Here is a 16373-nt window from a genome sequence, read left to right on the forward strand (position 1 = left end):
TTGATGAAACATGAAGCTAATTAAAAATGCCCTACTATTGTTTTTGCTGCTATTTTCAGCAGTTTTTGCAACAGCGCAGGTAAACCACACCACGCTGGCAACCGGCTCTCCGGCGCCCGATTTTAATTTGCCCGGTATAGATGGCAAAACGTATTCCTTACAGTCATTTAAAGATGCCAGGGTGCTGGTCGTGGTTTTTATCTGTAACCATTGCCCCACATCGCAGGCTTATGAGGATAGACTGGTGAAGCTTAACGGCGATTATGCCGGTAAAGGCGTAACGGTGGTTGCCATCAATCCCAACAATCCGGCCTCTTTGCGTTTAGATGAATTGGGTTACAGCGATGTGGGCGATTCATTTGAAGATATGAAAATAAGGGCTAAGCAAAGGCATTTTAATTTCCCGTACCTGTATGATGGCGAAACCGAGATTACCTCAAATAAATATGGCCCCGTAGCTACACCGCATATTTTTGTTTTTGATCAGGATAGAAAGTTACGTTATAACGGCCGGATAGATGATATGGAAAACCCGGCCAAAACACCCAAATCGCTGGATGCCCGTAATGCTATCGACGCGTTGCTGGCGGGCAAGGAAGTTGCTGTGCCGGTAACTAAAACCTTCGGGTGCTCTATTAAATGGGCCGAGAAGCAAGATTGGATCCAAAAAGCTGCGGTAACCTGGGCCAATGAACCTGTTAAGTTGGATACTATTGACGCCGCAGGTATTGTGAACCTTGTTAAAAATAAAACGGATAAACTAAGGCTCATTAACCTTTGGGCAACATGGTGCGGTCCCTGTGTGGCCGAATTTCCAGACCTGGTAACCCTGATGCATCTGTACCGCGACAGGGGCCTCGAACTTGTAACTATCAGCGCCGATGATCCCGCACGCAAGGATAAGGCGCTGAGCTTTTTGAAAAGCAAACAGGCATCCGGCCTTAATTACCTGTACACCGGCGATGATAAATATAAAATGATTGAAGCCGTTGACCCTAAATGGGACGGCGCCTTACCCTATACCATGTTAGTTGACCCGGATGGGAAAGTAGTTTATCGCCACCAGGGAGCCATAGACATAGAAGAATTAAAGAAAGTAATTTTTGACGATGCGACGATGGGTAGAATATACAAGTAGTTTGTATTGAATTACTTGATATCGTTATATTTCGCACTGTTTCGGTCGATAGGGATAAATCCTGTGAAAAGTTTAGGGGCAGATTAGCAGATGTTTATTTAGTTATTTCGATCAGGAAATCATACAAATTAATCTCGGTAGTTAAAACCAGTTTTTTTCGAACCCGGTATCGGCTGATTTCGACTCCTTTGAGCGAAATGTTCATCAGCTGTGCTATTTCTTTAGAGGTTAGGTTGAGTCGCAGGTAGGCACAAAGCTTCAGATCGGTAGCACTTAGGCAGGGAAATTTGGCCTTCATGGTGGTGAGGAAATTGTTGTGAACCTGGTCAAAATAAATGGCGAAGCTGTTCCAGTCATCGTCTTTTTTCTCAGAGTCAGTCAGTAAACGAAAAACGCTCCTGAACTCGTGGGTAAGATCGGGTTGTTTTAGTTTTTTGATGATATTGGTTAATTCCTCTTTTAAATTCAGCAGGATGCGGCCCCGTTCTACCTGCTGCATGGTGATGGTAGCCAATTCTTTGTTCTTGAAGTTCAGCTCAGTTTGCAGGTTATCATTTTTAAGCGCGATGATCTCTTTCTCATTCCTATCCAGTTCCAGGCTGTGCAGGTAACTTAGGCGGCGTTGTTCTTCCTCGTGTTTTTGTTGGTGTAGTTCAAAGCGTTTGTGTTGTGCCTTGTAAGCATAATAAAGGGCATAAACCGCTAATAAAATGTAAAAGAAGTAAGCCAGGATAGTTTGGTACCAGGCCGGCTCTACAATAAAAGTGTAATTAACTGCAGGAGATGAGTTGCCCAGATTGTTACGCACCCTTACCGAAAAGGTGTATTTGCCGTAAGGCAGGTTGGTGTAATCTTTCTCGGTTTTTATCGACCATTTTGACCATTCGTCATCAAATCCTATCAGTTTATAGGTAAACTCCTCATTGCTTTTTTGTGCGAACAGGGTAGATGAATATTCAAAATGAAAAGAGTTCCAATGTTTGGATACACTGATTATCTGCCTGGTGTTTTGCAAGTTAGTAATATGGTCGCCTTTCATAAAGTAGCCTCCGAAGATCAAACTGTCTTTTTCGGCAATGGCTTTTACTGAGGTGAGCAGCACGTTTAGTTTGGTTTCTGATTTAACATACTGACGATAATTGAGGTGGAAAATGCCATTATTTGAACCGATGAAGATATTCTCCATATCATAGGGATATAAATAAGCAGCACCTTTAATAGTTTGCCCCGCGAGCTCAGGAAAATAAATCACGCTGTATGGTTTACCTGCTGATGGCTTGCTGAAATCCATTACCCCAATCCGTTGGTCGTTAACAAACCAGATGTTGCCGTAGCTGTCTGCTGTCAGATTTTTTATAGGCGAAATACCAAAAATAGGTTTAAAATAGGCCGATACTTCAAATTTATTGCTGGCGGCATTGTATTCGTAAACGCCCTTTTCGGTAGCAACAAGTGTTTTATTTTTAATAAAGTATACCTGGTTATTTAATACTGACGGCAATCCGTTTTTATCGGTATACTGGGTATAACGGATGATCTTTTTTCTATCGGCAGAAAGCTGGAATTTGTAAACGCCCCTATAGGGATGCGATGCCCATATCACATTGCCATTATCCCTGGCTAAGTTCGATAGCGACTCATAAATGCCTTCAATTTTACCATCATTTTTAAATTCTGCACCATTATTTTTGAGTAACTGCAAGCCAGTATAAGTGCCCGCAATAATATCTGGTGATAAGGGAATTGAAACAAACTTCCAGGCGCCCTGTCCGGTAGTGATAGGTTCGGCCTGGTTGCCTTTGATTACAAAAGCTCCATCTTCATGGGCCATTAAAAGGTAGTTATTTACCTGTGCTAAACTCCATACCTGGCCCCGGGTATTCTGTACTTCGGTAAATAAGCTTTTACTATTGCTGAAATCTTTTTGCTGCTTATCTAATGAGGCACTAAACAGTCCATCGGACGTACCGACGTATAGTTTGTTGTTAAATATGCCAATGGCGTTACTTTTTACCTGGTTTTGTTTACTGGCGTAAATGTGTTTTATAGCTGAACTGTAATTAATGAAATCCAAACCGTTCTCTAATCCAAGCCATAGATTTTTATCCTTATCGGGGAGTAGCGTGAGGATGTTATTGCTCTGTAAGCCATCTGCGGTAGAAAATCTTTCAATAAGCTTGCCTTTTTCGTCAATTATAAAAAGCCCCTGGGCCTTTGTGCCGATGGCATAACGGTTGTTATCTATCTTTCTGGCACAACTTACCAGGTCGTTGTTTAAAAATTGATCAATGGCCGTTATTTTTTTGATGAGGGTATTACCAGTAAGTAAGAATAATCCTTTTTTTAAGGTAGTTACCAATACCGTATCCTGTTTATAATTCATTACCCCGGTTATATGCAATTCTGCAGTAAGCAAATTTGTTTTGCATGGCTGCCATTGCGAACCCTTAAAAGTCATTAGGCCCTCATCCTTATCCTCTGCAAGTAATTGCCCGCCTGCATAGTCAAGCAAGCGCCATCCACCGGGTGCGTCAAAAGTTTTTATTTCGTTATTACTGTATTCAAACACACATTCAATGGTACGGAAGAAAACTTCGTTTTTGTAGAGTACTATGCCCCATATATCTGCAAACTGCCTTGCTTTTTGCGGCATGAGTTGTTTTATGGAGTGGAAATGTAAAATACCATGAGCATCCGGGAAAAAGTAACCAATCTCATCCTGTCCGCCTGCAAAAATCCGGCCCGATGGATCAATAGCTAATGATTTTATAGCCGCCTTGTTGGGCAGGGGATAAATTTTCCAGTAACTGCCATCGAAAGTGAGTAATCCATCATTATTTGCAAAATATAAGATGCCGTTCCTGTCCTGCTTTGCATCGTAGATTTCGGTGCTGGCATTAAAATCGGCATGTGTGTAGTTTTTAATTGCCGGTATTCCGATGGTAGTTTGCCCTATCGCAGTAAAAATAAAGGCATTGTAAACAAGAACAAGCAGGGCAATTTTTTTCATCAACAGGGTTATTACGGCTTATAAGGTAATCTGGATGAAATTTAATTAAAGATTTTCAGATAATGTGCCTTAGAATAAAATGTAGGGGAGTATTTAGCTATAAATGGTGTTACTTGTAGTATTTATGTAGAGGAATTGTCGATGTTATCATTAGTGCACACCCCGCAATAAGGATGAAAGACAGCTGTTTAAGCTGGCTACTTTTTCACTGCCCAAAATATTGAATTTATCACGAGTGTGGTAAAATTATTATCCTGAAAAAGTTCTGGAAAATGCCCCATGGCAATATAGATGTTTTTGGCCTTTAGATGATCATTGGTCCAGATCACGGGATGATCTCCCATTTTAATGTTGATGTTTGGCACAAAGGAATTTTCGTCAATACTGGCCAGCACATGTACATTGGCGCGGGGGCTTTTATTATATGTATACCATTCATCTTTAGTGCTAAAGGTAGTAGGTAAACCTTTTAGGGCTGGGTGGCTTAAGTCTTCTATTTTAAGAGAGGCGGTGGTCCCGCCATGAATACAATCTTTAAACTCGATGCCGCCCATAAATTGCGAGTACCACTGCCACATAGGGTAGCCATCAAAAAAACCCAGCAAGGTGGGGTGATGAAAACCTATCCAGCCGCCTTTTCCCTGTTCCAGGTAGTTTTTAAAAGCCTCCTGAGCTTTCTTTCCCCAGGGATATGGTGGATAATCTAACTGGATGAAGAGTTGGTATTGCTTCAAAAAATCTTTGGTGATAGGTTTGGTATCACTAATGTAATCGATTGTGAAATTACTGTCGATAGCCAGTTTATTGAGCCAGATGCGGGCAGCCGTATCAAACCGGGCATGGCCGCCACCTGTTTCGGCAATGGCAATAGCTTTAAAACGGGGTTTAGGGGTTTGACCTAAGAGCGTATAACTGCTGAAAAAGATAATTAGAAGGGTAAGAAGTGATAAGGTTAAGGTTTTCATAACTGCAGCATTGTTGCTAACTGAAAACAATTATAGGCGAAACTTTTTAATCAGAAACAGCAAACACCTCATCGTAGTGGTAAAGTAGGGCGTTATCCCGGGCTTTTTGTAATAGTTAATATTGATATTTGAAATGCAGATACGGCGCACAGTATAAACCTTATACCCCAATTATGAAGCAAAAAATAAAATCCGGGCTATTGCTTTTTACTTTATATATGCTGACTCCATTGGCAAATTATGCCCAGCAGGATACCGCAAAAATATCCATCCCAATGAAAAATGGAAAGATCAATTATGAGCAAGCGTTCACCACAAATAAAAGTAAAAGCGAGGTATTTGCACGCGCCGAAAAATGGTTTGCCAAAACTTTTCCTGATGAACCACCAAAACTCTATTCATCTGATAAAAATACCGGAGAGATAAAAGGTATTGGCGTGTTTAAAGTGATCACCAGCGACACAGGTAATTATTACTGGCTTAAGTTTGATGTAAACATCAAGTTAACAGATTCGGGTTACGCTATAGTAACCAATAATTATTATGAAAAACCTATAGAGAAAGGTATCAGTAACGAATATTCAAAAATATCATACCGCTGGTGGGATTATCGTCAGGGGCATCCATGGTCCTTAGAGGATAAAAGACTATTCACCGGGCTCGATCAAAATACATTGCAGCTCATATTATCATTAAAACAAAGCATCGACCAATAATCATATCAAATGAAAAAAATACTGTTTCTCATCTTGCTTTTGGCTTCATTTAATTTGATGGCCCAGCCCAAACATTTTAAGGTATTGGCATTATATGAGAATGGTGGGCATCATATTGAGTTTTCAAAACGGGCCAAAGTATGGCTGGATAAGCTGGCTACCGAAAAGGGTTTTACCATTGATTATATCCAAAACACTGATAAAATTGATGACGCGTTTTTAAGTCAGTACCAACTTTTTCTCCAGCTTGATTATGCACCATACGCCTGGACAGATAAAGCGATGGCTGCCTTTAAAAAATACATTGATGAGGGTAAGGGGGGCTGGGTAGGGTTTCACCATGCCACGTTATTGGGCGAATTTGATGGCTATCACGAATGGCAATGGTTCTCGGATTTTATGGGCGGAATAAGCTGGAAGGCATACATAGCCACCTTTGCTAAAGGAAAAGTAAATGTGGAGGATAAACAGCATCCTGTAATGAGTGGCGTTCCTGCCTCTTTCCTTATTGAACAAGAGGAGTGGTATACTTATGACAAAAGTCCGCGTACTCATGTGCATGTGCTGGCCAGTGTGGATGAATCAACCTATGAGCCCCAAGGTGACGTTAAAATGGGTGATCACCCGGTTGTTTGGACCAACGAACATGTTAAAGCCCGCAACGTATATATTTTTATGGGGCACTCGCCAAATCTGCTGGATAATCCTGCATGGGTCAGGTTGGTTACCAATTCAATTTTGTGGGCCGCCGGTAGGTAATTAATATTAGAACAAGAGACTATGCTAAAGAAAATTTTAAGCCTGATCACAGCTGTGGCGCTATGCTCATTAGCGCATGCCCAAACTCCAAAATTTAGGGTGCTGGCGCTTTACACCACAACGGTGGAATCGGATCATGTGGATTTTGCCAATGATGCCATTAAGCATTTTACAACCCTCTCTGCTAAAAATGGTTTTGTGTTGGATACCACCACCAACTGGAAGAATGTAAATGATGAGTACCTCAAAAAATATCAATTAATCATCTGGCTTAATGATTTTCCGCAGAATGAAATGCAGCGCGCAGCTTTTGTAAAATATATGGATAATGGCGGAGCCTGGCTGGGTTTTCACGTAGCGGGCTATAATGATAAATACACCAAATGGCCCTGGTTTGTGAGCTTTTTGGGTAGCGCTGTATTTTACAATAATAGCTGGCCTCCATTGCCCGCAAAACTGATAGTGGATGATCCCAAACATCCAATTGCAAAAGGTATACCGGCTCATTTTGTATCGCCCATAAATGAATGGTACGGATGGTTACCCAGTCCGCGGTTAAACAAGGATGTAAAAGTGTTGTTAACGCTCGATACTGCTAATTATCCTTTGGGAAAAAAGGATATCCTGAGAGGGGGAGATATCCCTGTAGTTTGGACTAACACCAAATACAAAATGCTTTATATCAACATGGGGCACGGTGATATGATCTTTACATCCGATATACAAAATAAGTTGTTTGAGAACGCCATAATGTGGTTGGGAGAGAGGAAGTAGTATTTAAGCTAATAAATATTAAGAAAGCTTTTGTCGTCATGGCGGGAAGGATCTGTTATTCGGCATGGATATTCTTCTTGTACAGCCTGCGGAAATCAATAGGTTACCAATGATATGTGTTTACAAAAAAGCTTTTGTCATCCTGAACGCAGTGAAGGATCTATTGTTCGTCATGCTTCTTCGTTCTGTAAAGTCTGCGATTAGATCCTTCACTGCGTTCAGGATGACAAACCTTTCAAAACGTTATTTTCCTTTAAATGTCCTCTGGGATTTTATGCCCCAAGTATGATAATGTTTTATTTAGCCTCCAGCCGCTCATCTATCGCATCCAACAAATATTCTTTTTTATCATCGGCATACTCCCAGAACATTACACCGGCCATTTGGTGATCAACCATATACTGGCATTTATTTTTTACCGACCATTCGTCGTCAAAGGTGATAAACTGTTTGGTGCTTGCTTTAAATAAGTAAGGGGCACCGGCAGCATTGTCACGGTAATAAGTGAAACCATTTCGGTTGAGCAGACTATCTTTTAAATGGGTATAGCCGCCAACCCAGATATGTCCACCGGTTTTCATGCCAACGCCATTTTGGGCCGAATCCTTTACCATTACCGACCGGCCATAAAACGCGATGCCCATAACCAGTTTGCTGGCGGGTACTCCCTGTGCAAGATAAGCTGATACCGCTTTATCGGCAGAGTTATCGGTTTTGTACTTGTCAGAGGCAAACAGGTTGGTATGATGTACAGCAATACCCAGGGTATCCTGGAAATAATCATAGGTCATGAGGTTAATATAGTCAAGGTATTGGGAAACTTTACCCATTTCTGTGTGCTGCAGAAAACGGCTGAAGCCACCTACTGCCGCGGTTAGGAGTTTTTTATTGCCGGTTTCTTTTTCAAGTGCATCAAGCTCTCTTCTTAAATCGGCAAACATGAGGGTATAGTTTTGCTCGTCTTCCTTGCGTACTATGTTATGATCACCCTGCAAACCGGGGTATTCCCAATCTATATCAACACCATCCAGTTTGTATTTGCGGATGAGATCAACCGCGCTGGCCGCGAAAGCCTTACGAGCGGTATCGGTAAGTACCGCATCGGAGAAGTTTTTACTCCAGGTCCACCCGCCGATGGAAATCAGGATCTTCAGGTCCGGGTTTTTCTTTTTTAACATTAAAAGATTTCGGAAGTTGATGGTATCGGTACGTTCATGCGTGAGCCATGCCCGATTGTTGCGCACATTTACAAAGGCATAATTAATATGGGTAAGTTTTTCGGGGTTTACCATGCTCATATCGGTTAATCCCCGATAGCCGCCAACGTAGCCAATTACTACGTATTTGGATTTTTTAAGCTGCGCTTGAAGGATAAAAGCAGGCGTTAAAAATAATATAAGGCAAAAGGTTGCTTTTATTGTTAATGTCTTTTTTCTTAAAAGTAAAGTGATCATGGTTAGGTTATTTTAAAAGGTGATATGAGGATTTAGGGTTTTAAATTTTTAAACGGATGCGTTTCTTTTCCATTAAGCCAACTATGGCAATCAGTATAAAAGCAGTAGCCATGCTTCGCACTAAACCGATGATCCCGTTATTTAATATCTCTGGGTATTTGATATGGAACAACATCAGAATAAATACCTGGAAATAGGGCATCAGGTAACAGGTAAGCGTACTTGTTCCTGCAGGCCAGATTAGTTTAAACCAGTCTTTTTTCCCTTTTACATCAATCAGGAAGATCATTAGTTCGAAAACCAATATGGTAATACCACTGCAAATAAAAATCCAGGCAGGGGTGGAGTGTATTTTGGAAATACCTTCGGCATAGGGGCGCACCAATAAACCCAACGCGATTAGCAGTAAACCAATGCTGCCAAATATTATCCACAGTAATTGTGTCTTGTTTTTTGATACCAGCAGGCTATATATTCCCGAGATCATAACACCACCCATTACCAATGATACTGCTGATGCATCGCCCAATAAAGGGATTTTAAAATTGATGATATCAGTATGTTTGGCAATATTTATAGCTACAAAAACTATGAGCGCAATTACCAGGATATTCATTTTTCCTTTGGCTAAAAGATAGATCAAGGCACAAACAAGGTAAGCCCAACCAATGATGCCTAAAATACCCCACCAGGAAGTGCGCATGCCGTGTACTAATCCTTCATTGCCACCTCCTTTATATATAACAGCCATGGCGATGAGCAGTAATATTCCAACCCCCGTAAAGGTGTATCGCCTTATTTTGGTCATTGTGGTAGGATAATCAAGCCAGATAAGGAAGAATGCAATGGTTATCAATATGGCCCACAAAGCTTTAGGTATAATGCTCGCTGCTGAGTTATAGCTTTCCAGGTTTACATGATAAAAGCCCATGATAATAAGCGCTGCGCTGCGGGTGAGGATATAGATCAATATAGATGAAAATGAATTGCCTTTAGCCATCCTGTTTTTGATAGCGAAAGGCAGCGAAAGCCCTACAATAAATAAAAATGCGGGAAAAATGGTATCTGCAAATCCCATGGCATCAGCATCGCCATCCGCATGATCTATCCACATGGGTATATGCTTTACGCCACTGGCATCATTTACAAATATCATGAGCAGCATGGTAATGGCGCGCAGTACATCAATAGATAAAAGGCGTTTGGGAAGTTGGTTCATTGCGATGTTTTGATTTCGGATTTATCTTGCAAACAAAGCTATAAGGTAATATTCTTCGGGCGTATTGGCAAGCCACTACATTACTACTACCCATGGTAAAAGACAGGTATTTTGAAATAAAAGCTTTGTATTGGAGTAGAAGATTGAACAAGCCACCAATCAATTATAATTAAACGGCATTGGCAAAATACTCCGCAGGAATATCATCGTTATCGAATTAAGCAGCAATATTGAAAAAACTTAATTAACGGTATAATTATAAATTTGCCGGCCAATATTGCCTTTGTTATCGATTCCCTCAATCAGGAGGCGATAAGTTCCTGTGCCATCTGAATTATAAAAACTAAATGTAGAGTTGCCGTCCTTATCGGTTAGTAGTTCAGGGTTCCAGTAAATGGTTGATCGTAAATCCGGTTGATTAATTATTTTACTTTCATATTTTGGTGCGTAAAATTCTCGTGCTTTATAAAATCCATCAACTGTAATAGGTAATATTCCTTTTGAAGGAATATCCTTCGCTTTTTTTCCTTCGCCCTGCCTTGTTGTTATCACCCATACAGCATTGCCATTTTTAACCCTCATCCCATAAATAGTTGCATTTGCGCCATATAATGCTTCAACTGTTTCTACATCATTGATATTAACACTACTGAAATTATCTACTTCTAAGCCATCTATAATAAACATCCCTGCTTTTTTAGCAAGGCCATGAAATTTTTGAGACAAAACAGAACCAAGATCTGGCCCCAGTTTTTCTAATTCTTCGCGATGAATAACCTGGTCTGCATGGCCCGCCCCACCGTAATTAGATGATCGGTAATTATCATTTCTTTTTACAGATCTTATTTTGACCTCTTTAAGTGCAATTGGCCGGCGGCCAATATATTTCAATGTATTTTCCTGTTGCTTTTTGCTATTATCTAAATAAATGGCCATTAGCTGGTTTATATCACCGTTATTATTAAGAGTAGGGCGGGTAAGTACAGGCGGATTTTTATATTGATTATAAGTAAGCACTGTGTTATTACCGGCTTTAGCATTGATAGCTTGTAGTATAAATTGGGTGCTATCAGTAAAAATCAGGTTGCTGAAAGTGAAGCTTCCGTCATTGCCCGTAATCTGACTCAAAATATCACCGCCGTGCCGTGGCAAAAGTGATACCGTTGCGTTTACAAGTGGCTTGCCCCAGATGCTTTTTGCGATGCCGCTTATTTCAAGTCCTTTCTCGGGTTGGTAAGCAAGCGCAGGGTAACTGTTATCCAACAGTGGTTTCCATTGAAACCTGCGATAACCATGTGTAAGCATTACCAGATCAAGGTTTCCGGTTGTTTCCTGGTTAATGTGGTTAAAATAATAGTTAGGTTGTTCTATAAAGCCTTTTAAATCGCTCTTTAATAACAGCTGGGCAAATATGGAGTTCTCTGCATTATCATCAACCGGTACTTTGCCCGCATCAATCACTGATACCGAGAAATGTCCTTCGGATGGTTCATCTGCCCTGTTTTTTACATTTAAACTGATACTTACCTTGTCACGGTTGGAGTAAACCAATTTATTACTGTTGATCGAGATATTCAACCGGTCGTAATTTTGAACAAATATTAAGCGCTCACACAAAGGTTCTCCTTCTGGCGAAAAAAGAGTAACCGTGGCAATGCCCGTATGTAATCTTCTTTTCAGGATATCAATATCAACTACGGGTTTATCCAGCTTGCAAGCTATAGAAGTAAGCACACCGCCAGACCAGATTAGCAGCCTATACTCCTTATTTTTATTTTCATCAAAATATAGCTTATTAGCCTGTAGCCTAACTGTTGCTTTGGGTATGGAATCATTATCAATAGAAAAAGCCAGACCCTTGTTTTCAATAACGGGCAGGTTTATGATATTTTGAGTTCCGTTTGTGTAGGTTAGCCTGGCCTTATAAGTTTTGCCTTGTTGCGGGGTTAAATAAAAATACCCCATGCCCAGGTGCGCAGACACAAAGGTTGAAACTATATTATTTTCATTATCCACGATCACACCGTTAACATCAACGCCTAAGCCCGATGGGGATATCGACTTAAAAGCTATTTTGGATTTAACATCAGCAACCAGCTTGCCTCCCTCCGGAAAGAATTGTACATCGACTTTGTTATTCGCGGCCGATGTTTTTTGAGTACTGTTTTCTGGTATTTTATAGTCACGTATAGAAGCAACCGGTATAATCTGTTCAAAATAATTGTCTTCGCCATCGTTTCGCATCCAGTTGGTATAGGCCCTTATCCTGTAATTTCCTTTTGGCAACGAATCGGCCAGCGCGAAATCGCCCCAGGCCACACCATCTGCCAACTGGAGTTTTATTGATCTATCAATCTTGTTGGTAGTATTGATCAAATCAACATGGAGTACACCGCTCAAACTTGTAAGCTGGTGGTCATCATCCTGCGTAACATAGGCCTTAAAATACACGGTATCGCCGGCGGCATAATAAGGCTTATCAAAATGGAGGTAAGTTTTTTCATTAATATGCTGGTCGGTAAAGGTTTTTAGTTTAGCTATGGCATTTTCTGCAAAAGCAGGAGCTGGGGCTGTTGGTAAACTTTGTGGGGCCTCATAATCAACCGGCAAAAGCTCTGCAACGCGGTAATGCCCCCAGGCTCCGCTAAATGATAAACTGTTAGGGTCGGCAAGGCCTCCATTATTATCAACCAAAGCGTTTGGTGTATTAAAGCTTATTAAAGTAGTTTCGGTGTTGATGGGGTCGTTTATATGGTTTAAAGCACCGTTTTTACTAAAGTGGCCATCTTCATTATAGGTAACGTGTAATCCGTCCAGTTCGCAGCTAAGGGCATACATTTTGGGCTGGTCGGTAGGTTTTAGTATATCCGTTTGATCAAGAGGGAAATTCCTTAAGGTTTGGAATGTTTTATCCAGCTTTGATTTTTTAACCCAATAGGAGAGTGAATCGGCATAGTGTTTATTGCTTGCTTGCAGTTTGGTAAAGTGATCTATTTTTGTGGCAATTATATCGTCCGCCGGTCTTAACGGGTTGGGCTCATAAGCATATTGAAAAATCCGGAAACCTTCTTCATTAATCCGGTTGGCTATAACCGACCGTAAAAAGTGTATGGGTGAATTCTGATAAACACGCTGGCGTTGTTTTTCCCATTTTTTTTGCTGCGATGGTGTGCCCTGCATTTCCTCAAAAAAAACAGACCCTTCATAATGTGTTTTAAGCGTATTAAAATAGTTGCTTTGTTTATAAAAATTGCCAAGCAGGTATTTTAACCGGTAACCCAACGCCTGGTTTTCAATAACCAAAAAATCAACAGATGATGCGGTGAGGGTGTTGGTTTCATCATTATATTCAAGATCCAGCATTTCGGGGTTAATGATTTTACATTGCCTGGCCAGTTGGGATGTACCTATAAATGCATCCCTAAATTGCTGCAGGTATTTTTGCCGGTTGGCATCATTTTGTGGTTTTATTTTAACTTCCATCAGGCTGATGGTTTTGGGCGCGATGCTTAAATTGGGCAAAGCAATGCTGATGTTATTCACGATGATTTGCCTGCGATAGGTTTCGAAACCAACAATAGATACGATCAACTCATATTTGCCACTTTTAACCTTGTTTAAAATGAACGTGCCATCATTGGCGGTTTTAGCGCCTATGGTGGCATTGCTTAAAAAAACACTTGCATTGGCCACCGGCGATTGATCTGCCTGGTTTACTATTTTGCCGGATATATTTACCTGCCCAAGACATGTAAACGGGAGTAGCAGAAAAATATAGATGATAAGGTTTCTGATCATAATAATATGGTTATAATTATGGTGTTATTTTCTTTTTTACCGTAAAGTTTAACTGCTTGCTCCAAACTTCTTTTTCATCTGCACCCTGTATTATTACCCTGAACCGGCCTGTGATATCGCCGGTGTAAAAGGAAAGGTCAACTTGATTATTGGAATCTATTTTAACACCGTAATTCCAGTAAATGGTAGAGAAGTATTCAGGCTCGGGGGCGGCTATTAAGGTTGAGTCGATAGGGTAGTACTCCTTGGGCGTGTTTATTCCGGCAACGTTAATAAAATTTCTTTTTTCATTTTCTACAAAAACAGTGCATCCGCTATAGGTAATAGTTGTCATATTGTCCCCCTTAGAAAAGGCATAAGTTTTGCCTATCTCGGGTTTACGATAAGAATATGGATGGTTTTTACAATTTAATATATTATTTATGCATACATAGTCTGGGCATTTACTGTTGTACCTCCAGCCCTTTATGCCAAAAAAGCCATCATCGTTATGATCTTTAATAATAACCTCTTTTAAAGCGATGGCTTTCTCAAATCCGTTTAATACCTGCATTTGGGTATTTGTTTCTTTAGATAACTTTCTCTGCTCAATAAGTAGTCGATCAGCAAGGTCAATGTTGATTTTCTTATACGGATTAATTACATCAATAGTGTAAATGTCAGGGTTTTTATCAGCTACCATTAGGGTAAGTTTTTTGTCTGGTTTTTTTAATAAGTTTTCATGTTGTAGTATAAATTTACCATTATTAACTGTTTCAAGTATTCGAATTTCACTTAGACCTCCCATTGCCATCATGGCTTTCTTTTTTATTGGCTTGCCTGCTATCGTTACATTTCCTATAAACCGCGCGGATGAGTCGTTATTCAGCGTGTCATTTGCCGTTGTTTTAACCATGTCAGCCCAACTATACCTTCGCCAGCCTTTTACCAAAAGTAAGTCCTGTACATAATCCGGGTTGGCATAATTTTTACCCAGGGGATCGGCAGGTAATTGTTGCAGGTCATGCTTCAGGTAAACATATGTATCAATATCAGTTTGCCTGGTGCTTTCAATACGGTTGTCCTGCACACAAGCAACAGATACAAGACCATGAGTAAGCAGGCCATCAATGTTATTTAGTTTGAGTTTCAGGTTTACTTTTTCGCGGGTGCCATATTCAGTCCTATCTGTTTCCAGGGAGATGGTGGTCTTTTGTTTATAATGCGCAAAAAACAAGCGTTCGGCAAAGGGCTGGCCCAGGCTATCTAACAAAGTAACCGTTGCCAGGCCTTTTGGTGCTTCGTTCAATAATATTTTAACAGTTGTTCCGGTTGGGATTGCCGTTAATTCCTTATAAGCAATGATGTTTTGGTAATTGTGCGCCAGCAGGATTACCGTTTGTGATTTAGTGCTTTTTAACTGAATATTTAAGGTGTCTTCGGCCAGTACATTGGTTATATGCATAACCGGTCCATAAGGCAGGGCCTGTGGTAAATTATAGATGGTATCCTTCTGGTTAATGAAACTGCCCGATTTTATCAGCCGGAAAGTATACCTGCAATTTTTTTGGGGAGCGAACTTAAACCTACCAATGCCGTAATAGTTGGTTTGTATAGTATCGGCAGGTTTGTCGTTTTTATACAATACTCCACTTAGTTTTAAGTATTCGCCTGTTGATGAGCGGGCCTCCCAGCCAATAAGATTACTAATACCCTCAACCATGTTGCCGCCTTCGGGGAAAAAATGAATTACGGGTGAGCCCTTTATCAGCGGTAAATTGAGGCTGAGGAATTGCAGATCCTTGTCTTGTTTTATAGCTACTCTAAGTAAATTGCCTGCAGTTTTAGGTATAGTTATTGCGTATTCGCCATAAATATCGGTTTTAGCATTGTTTATCTTTTGGCCGAAGGCGTATTCGATATTGGCGATGGGCTTTATTTTTGGATTTTTATTCTCTACCCTTATAATTGCTTTTAAATTGCCTGTATCATCCCGCACCGTATCAACTAACCTCAGCGAAGCACTGAAGCCTGCTTCCCCGGTTGTTTTAATGGTAATAGGTTGACTAAAAACATCTGCCGGCTTGCCATTTTTATCTAACACATTACTGTAAGCCAGCAAATGATAATTGCCTGGTGGTATAGTATCGGGCAGGGTAAGGTGACCAAATGATAAGCTATTGGTTATCGCGAATAAGTCTTCCATGGCTATTTTCCTATCGTCGTCGTTTACCAATGCCACAGAAAGCGTGTGGTGTTTTTCTTTATCAGCGCTGTTTAAAAGATAGGCCGTAAACCACACATCTTCGTTGTTGGTGTATACTGTTTTATCGAGGTGTAAATAAAAAAGGCCTTTATTATTAATAGCATTATACCGATCTATTTTTTTAATGATGGAGTCTGCTGAAAAAGATGCGTTATTGGCATGCCTGTAATAATTTGCTGCTTGTATTTCATCAACAGCCGTTAAAGCCCTGGTTGCAATAGAGCTTTGCCCAAAACATGTAAACGGGAGTAGCACTATAAAACAAACTATAGTTTTGATCATGGCAATTGCATAA

General features: G+C 40.5%; 10 protein-coding genes. 4 read left to right on the forward strand and 6 right to left on the reverse strand.

What is annotated here, in order from left to right:
- The first annotated feature begins 10 nt into the window (after positions 1-10).
- Positions 11-1138, forward strand: a complete 1128-nt coding sequence (locus AC1D0K_RS05510) for a redoxin family protein (protein ID WP_477396364.1) — start codon at positions 11-13, stop codon at positions 1136-1138.
- A gap of 94 nt (positions 1139-1232) precedes the next feature.
- Here the strand turns inward: AC1D0K_RS05510 and AC1D0K_RS05515 are convergent, their stop codons facing one another.
- Positions 1233-4148 (reverse strand): triple tyrosine motif-containing protein, encoded by a 2916-nt coding sequence (locus tag AC1D0K_RS05515; RefSeq protein WP_477396366.1) that lies wholly within the window; start codon positions 4146-4148, stop codon positions 1233-1235.
- A gap of 197 nt (positions 4149-4345) precedes the next feature.
- Positions 4346-5113: a ThuA domain-containing protein gene (locus tag AC1D0K_RS05520; RefSeq protein WP_477396368.1), complete on the reverse strand. Its 768-nt coding sequence runs from the start codon at positions 5111-5113 to the stop codon at positions 4346-4348.
- Between the two features lie 173 nt (positions 5114-5286).
- Here AC1D0K_RS05520 and AC1D0K_RS05525 point away from each other — a divergent pair, with 173 nt between their 5' ends.
- The 3 genes from AC1D0K_RS05525 to AC1D0K_RS05535 are packed head-to-tail and all read left to right on the forward strand — an operon-like array spanning position 5287 to position 7362.
- Complete coding sequence (locus tag AC1D0K_RS05525) at positions 5287-5829, forward strand: DUF4468 domain-containing protein (RefSeq protein ID WP_477396370.1); 543 nt, start codon at positions 5287-5289, stop codon at positions 5827-5829.
- Between the two features lie 9 nt (positions 5830-5838).
- A complete protein-coding gene (locus AC1D0K_RS05530; RefSeq protein ID WP_477396372.1) occupies positions 5839-6588 on the forward strand; it encodes a ThuA domain-containing protein in 750 nt (249 codons plus the stop codon).
- Between the two features lie 21 nt (positions 6589-6609).
- Complete coding sequence (locus AC1D0K_RS05535) at positions 6610-7362, forward strand: ThuA domain-containing protein (protein ID WP_477396374.1); 753 nt, start codon at positions 6610-6612, stop codon at positions 7360-7362.
- 296 nt (positions 7363-7658) lie between these two features.
- Here the strand turns inward: AC1D0K_RS05535 and AC1D0K_RS05540 are convergent, their stop codons facing one another.
- The 4 genes from AC1D0K_RS05540 to AC1D0K_RS05555 form a co-directional block, all read right to left on the reverse strand.
- Positions 7659-8816 (reverse strand): glycoside hydrolase family 18 protein, encoded by a 1158-nt coding sequence (locus AC1D0K_RS05540; RefSeq protein WP_477441540.1) that lies wholly within the window; start codon positions 8814-8816, stop codon positions 7659-7661.
- Between the two features lie 40 nt (positions 8817-8856).
- Positions 8857-10035, reverse strand: coding sequence for a DUF5009 domain-containing protein (locus AC1D0K_RS05545; RefSeq protein WP_477396378.1), 1179 nt, complete (start codon positions 10033-10035; stop codon positions 8857-8859).
- Between the two features lie 240 nt (positions 10036-10275).
- The gene (locus AC1D0K_RS05550; RefSeq protein ID WP_477396380.1) at positions 10276-13833 is read right to left on the reverse strand and encodes a carboxypeptidase regulatory-like domain-containing protein; all 3558 of its coding nucleotides are present in this window, start codon (positions 13831-13833) and stop codon (positions 10276-10278) included.
- A 16-nt stretch (positions 13834-13849) separates the two neighbouring features.
- Positions 13850-16360: a hypothetical protein gene (locus AC1D0K_RS05555; RefSeq protein ID WP_477463016.1), complete on the reverse strand. Its 2511-nt coding sequence runs from the start codon at positions 16358-16360 to the stop codon at positions 13850-13852.
- Between the last annotated feature and the right edge of the window lie 13 nt (positions 16361-16373).

The sequence above is a fragment of the Mucilaginibacter sp. P1_A3 genome (assembly GCF_056406855.1).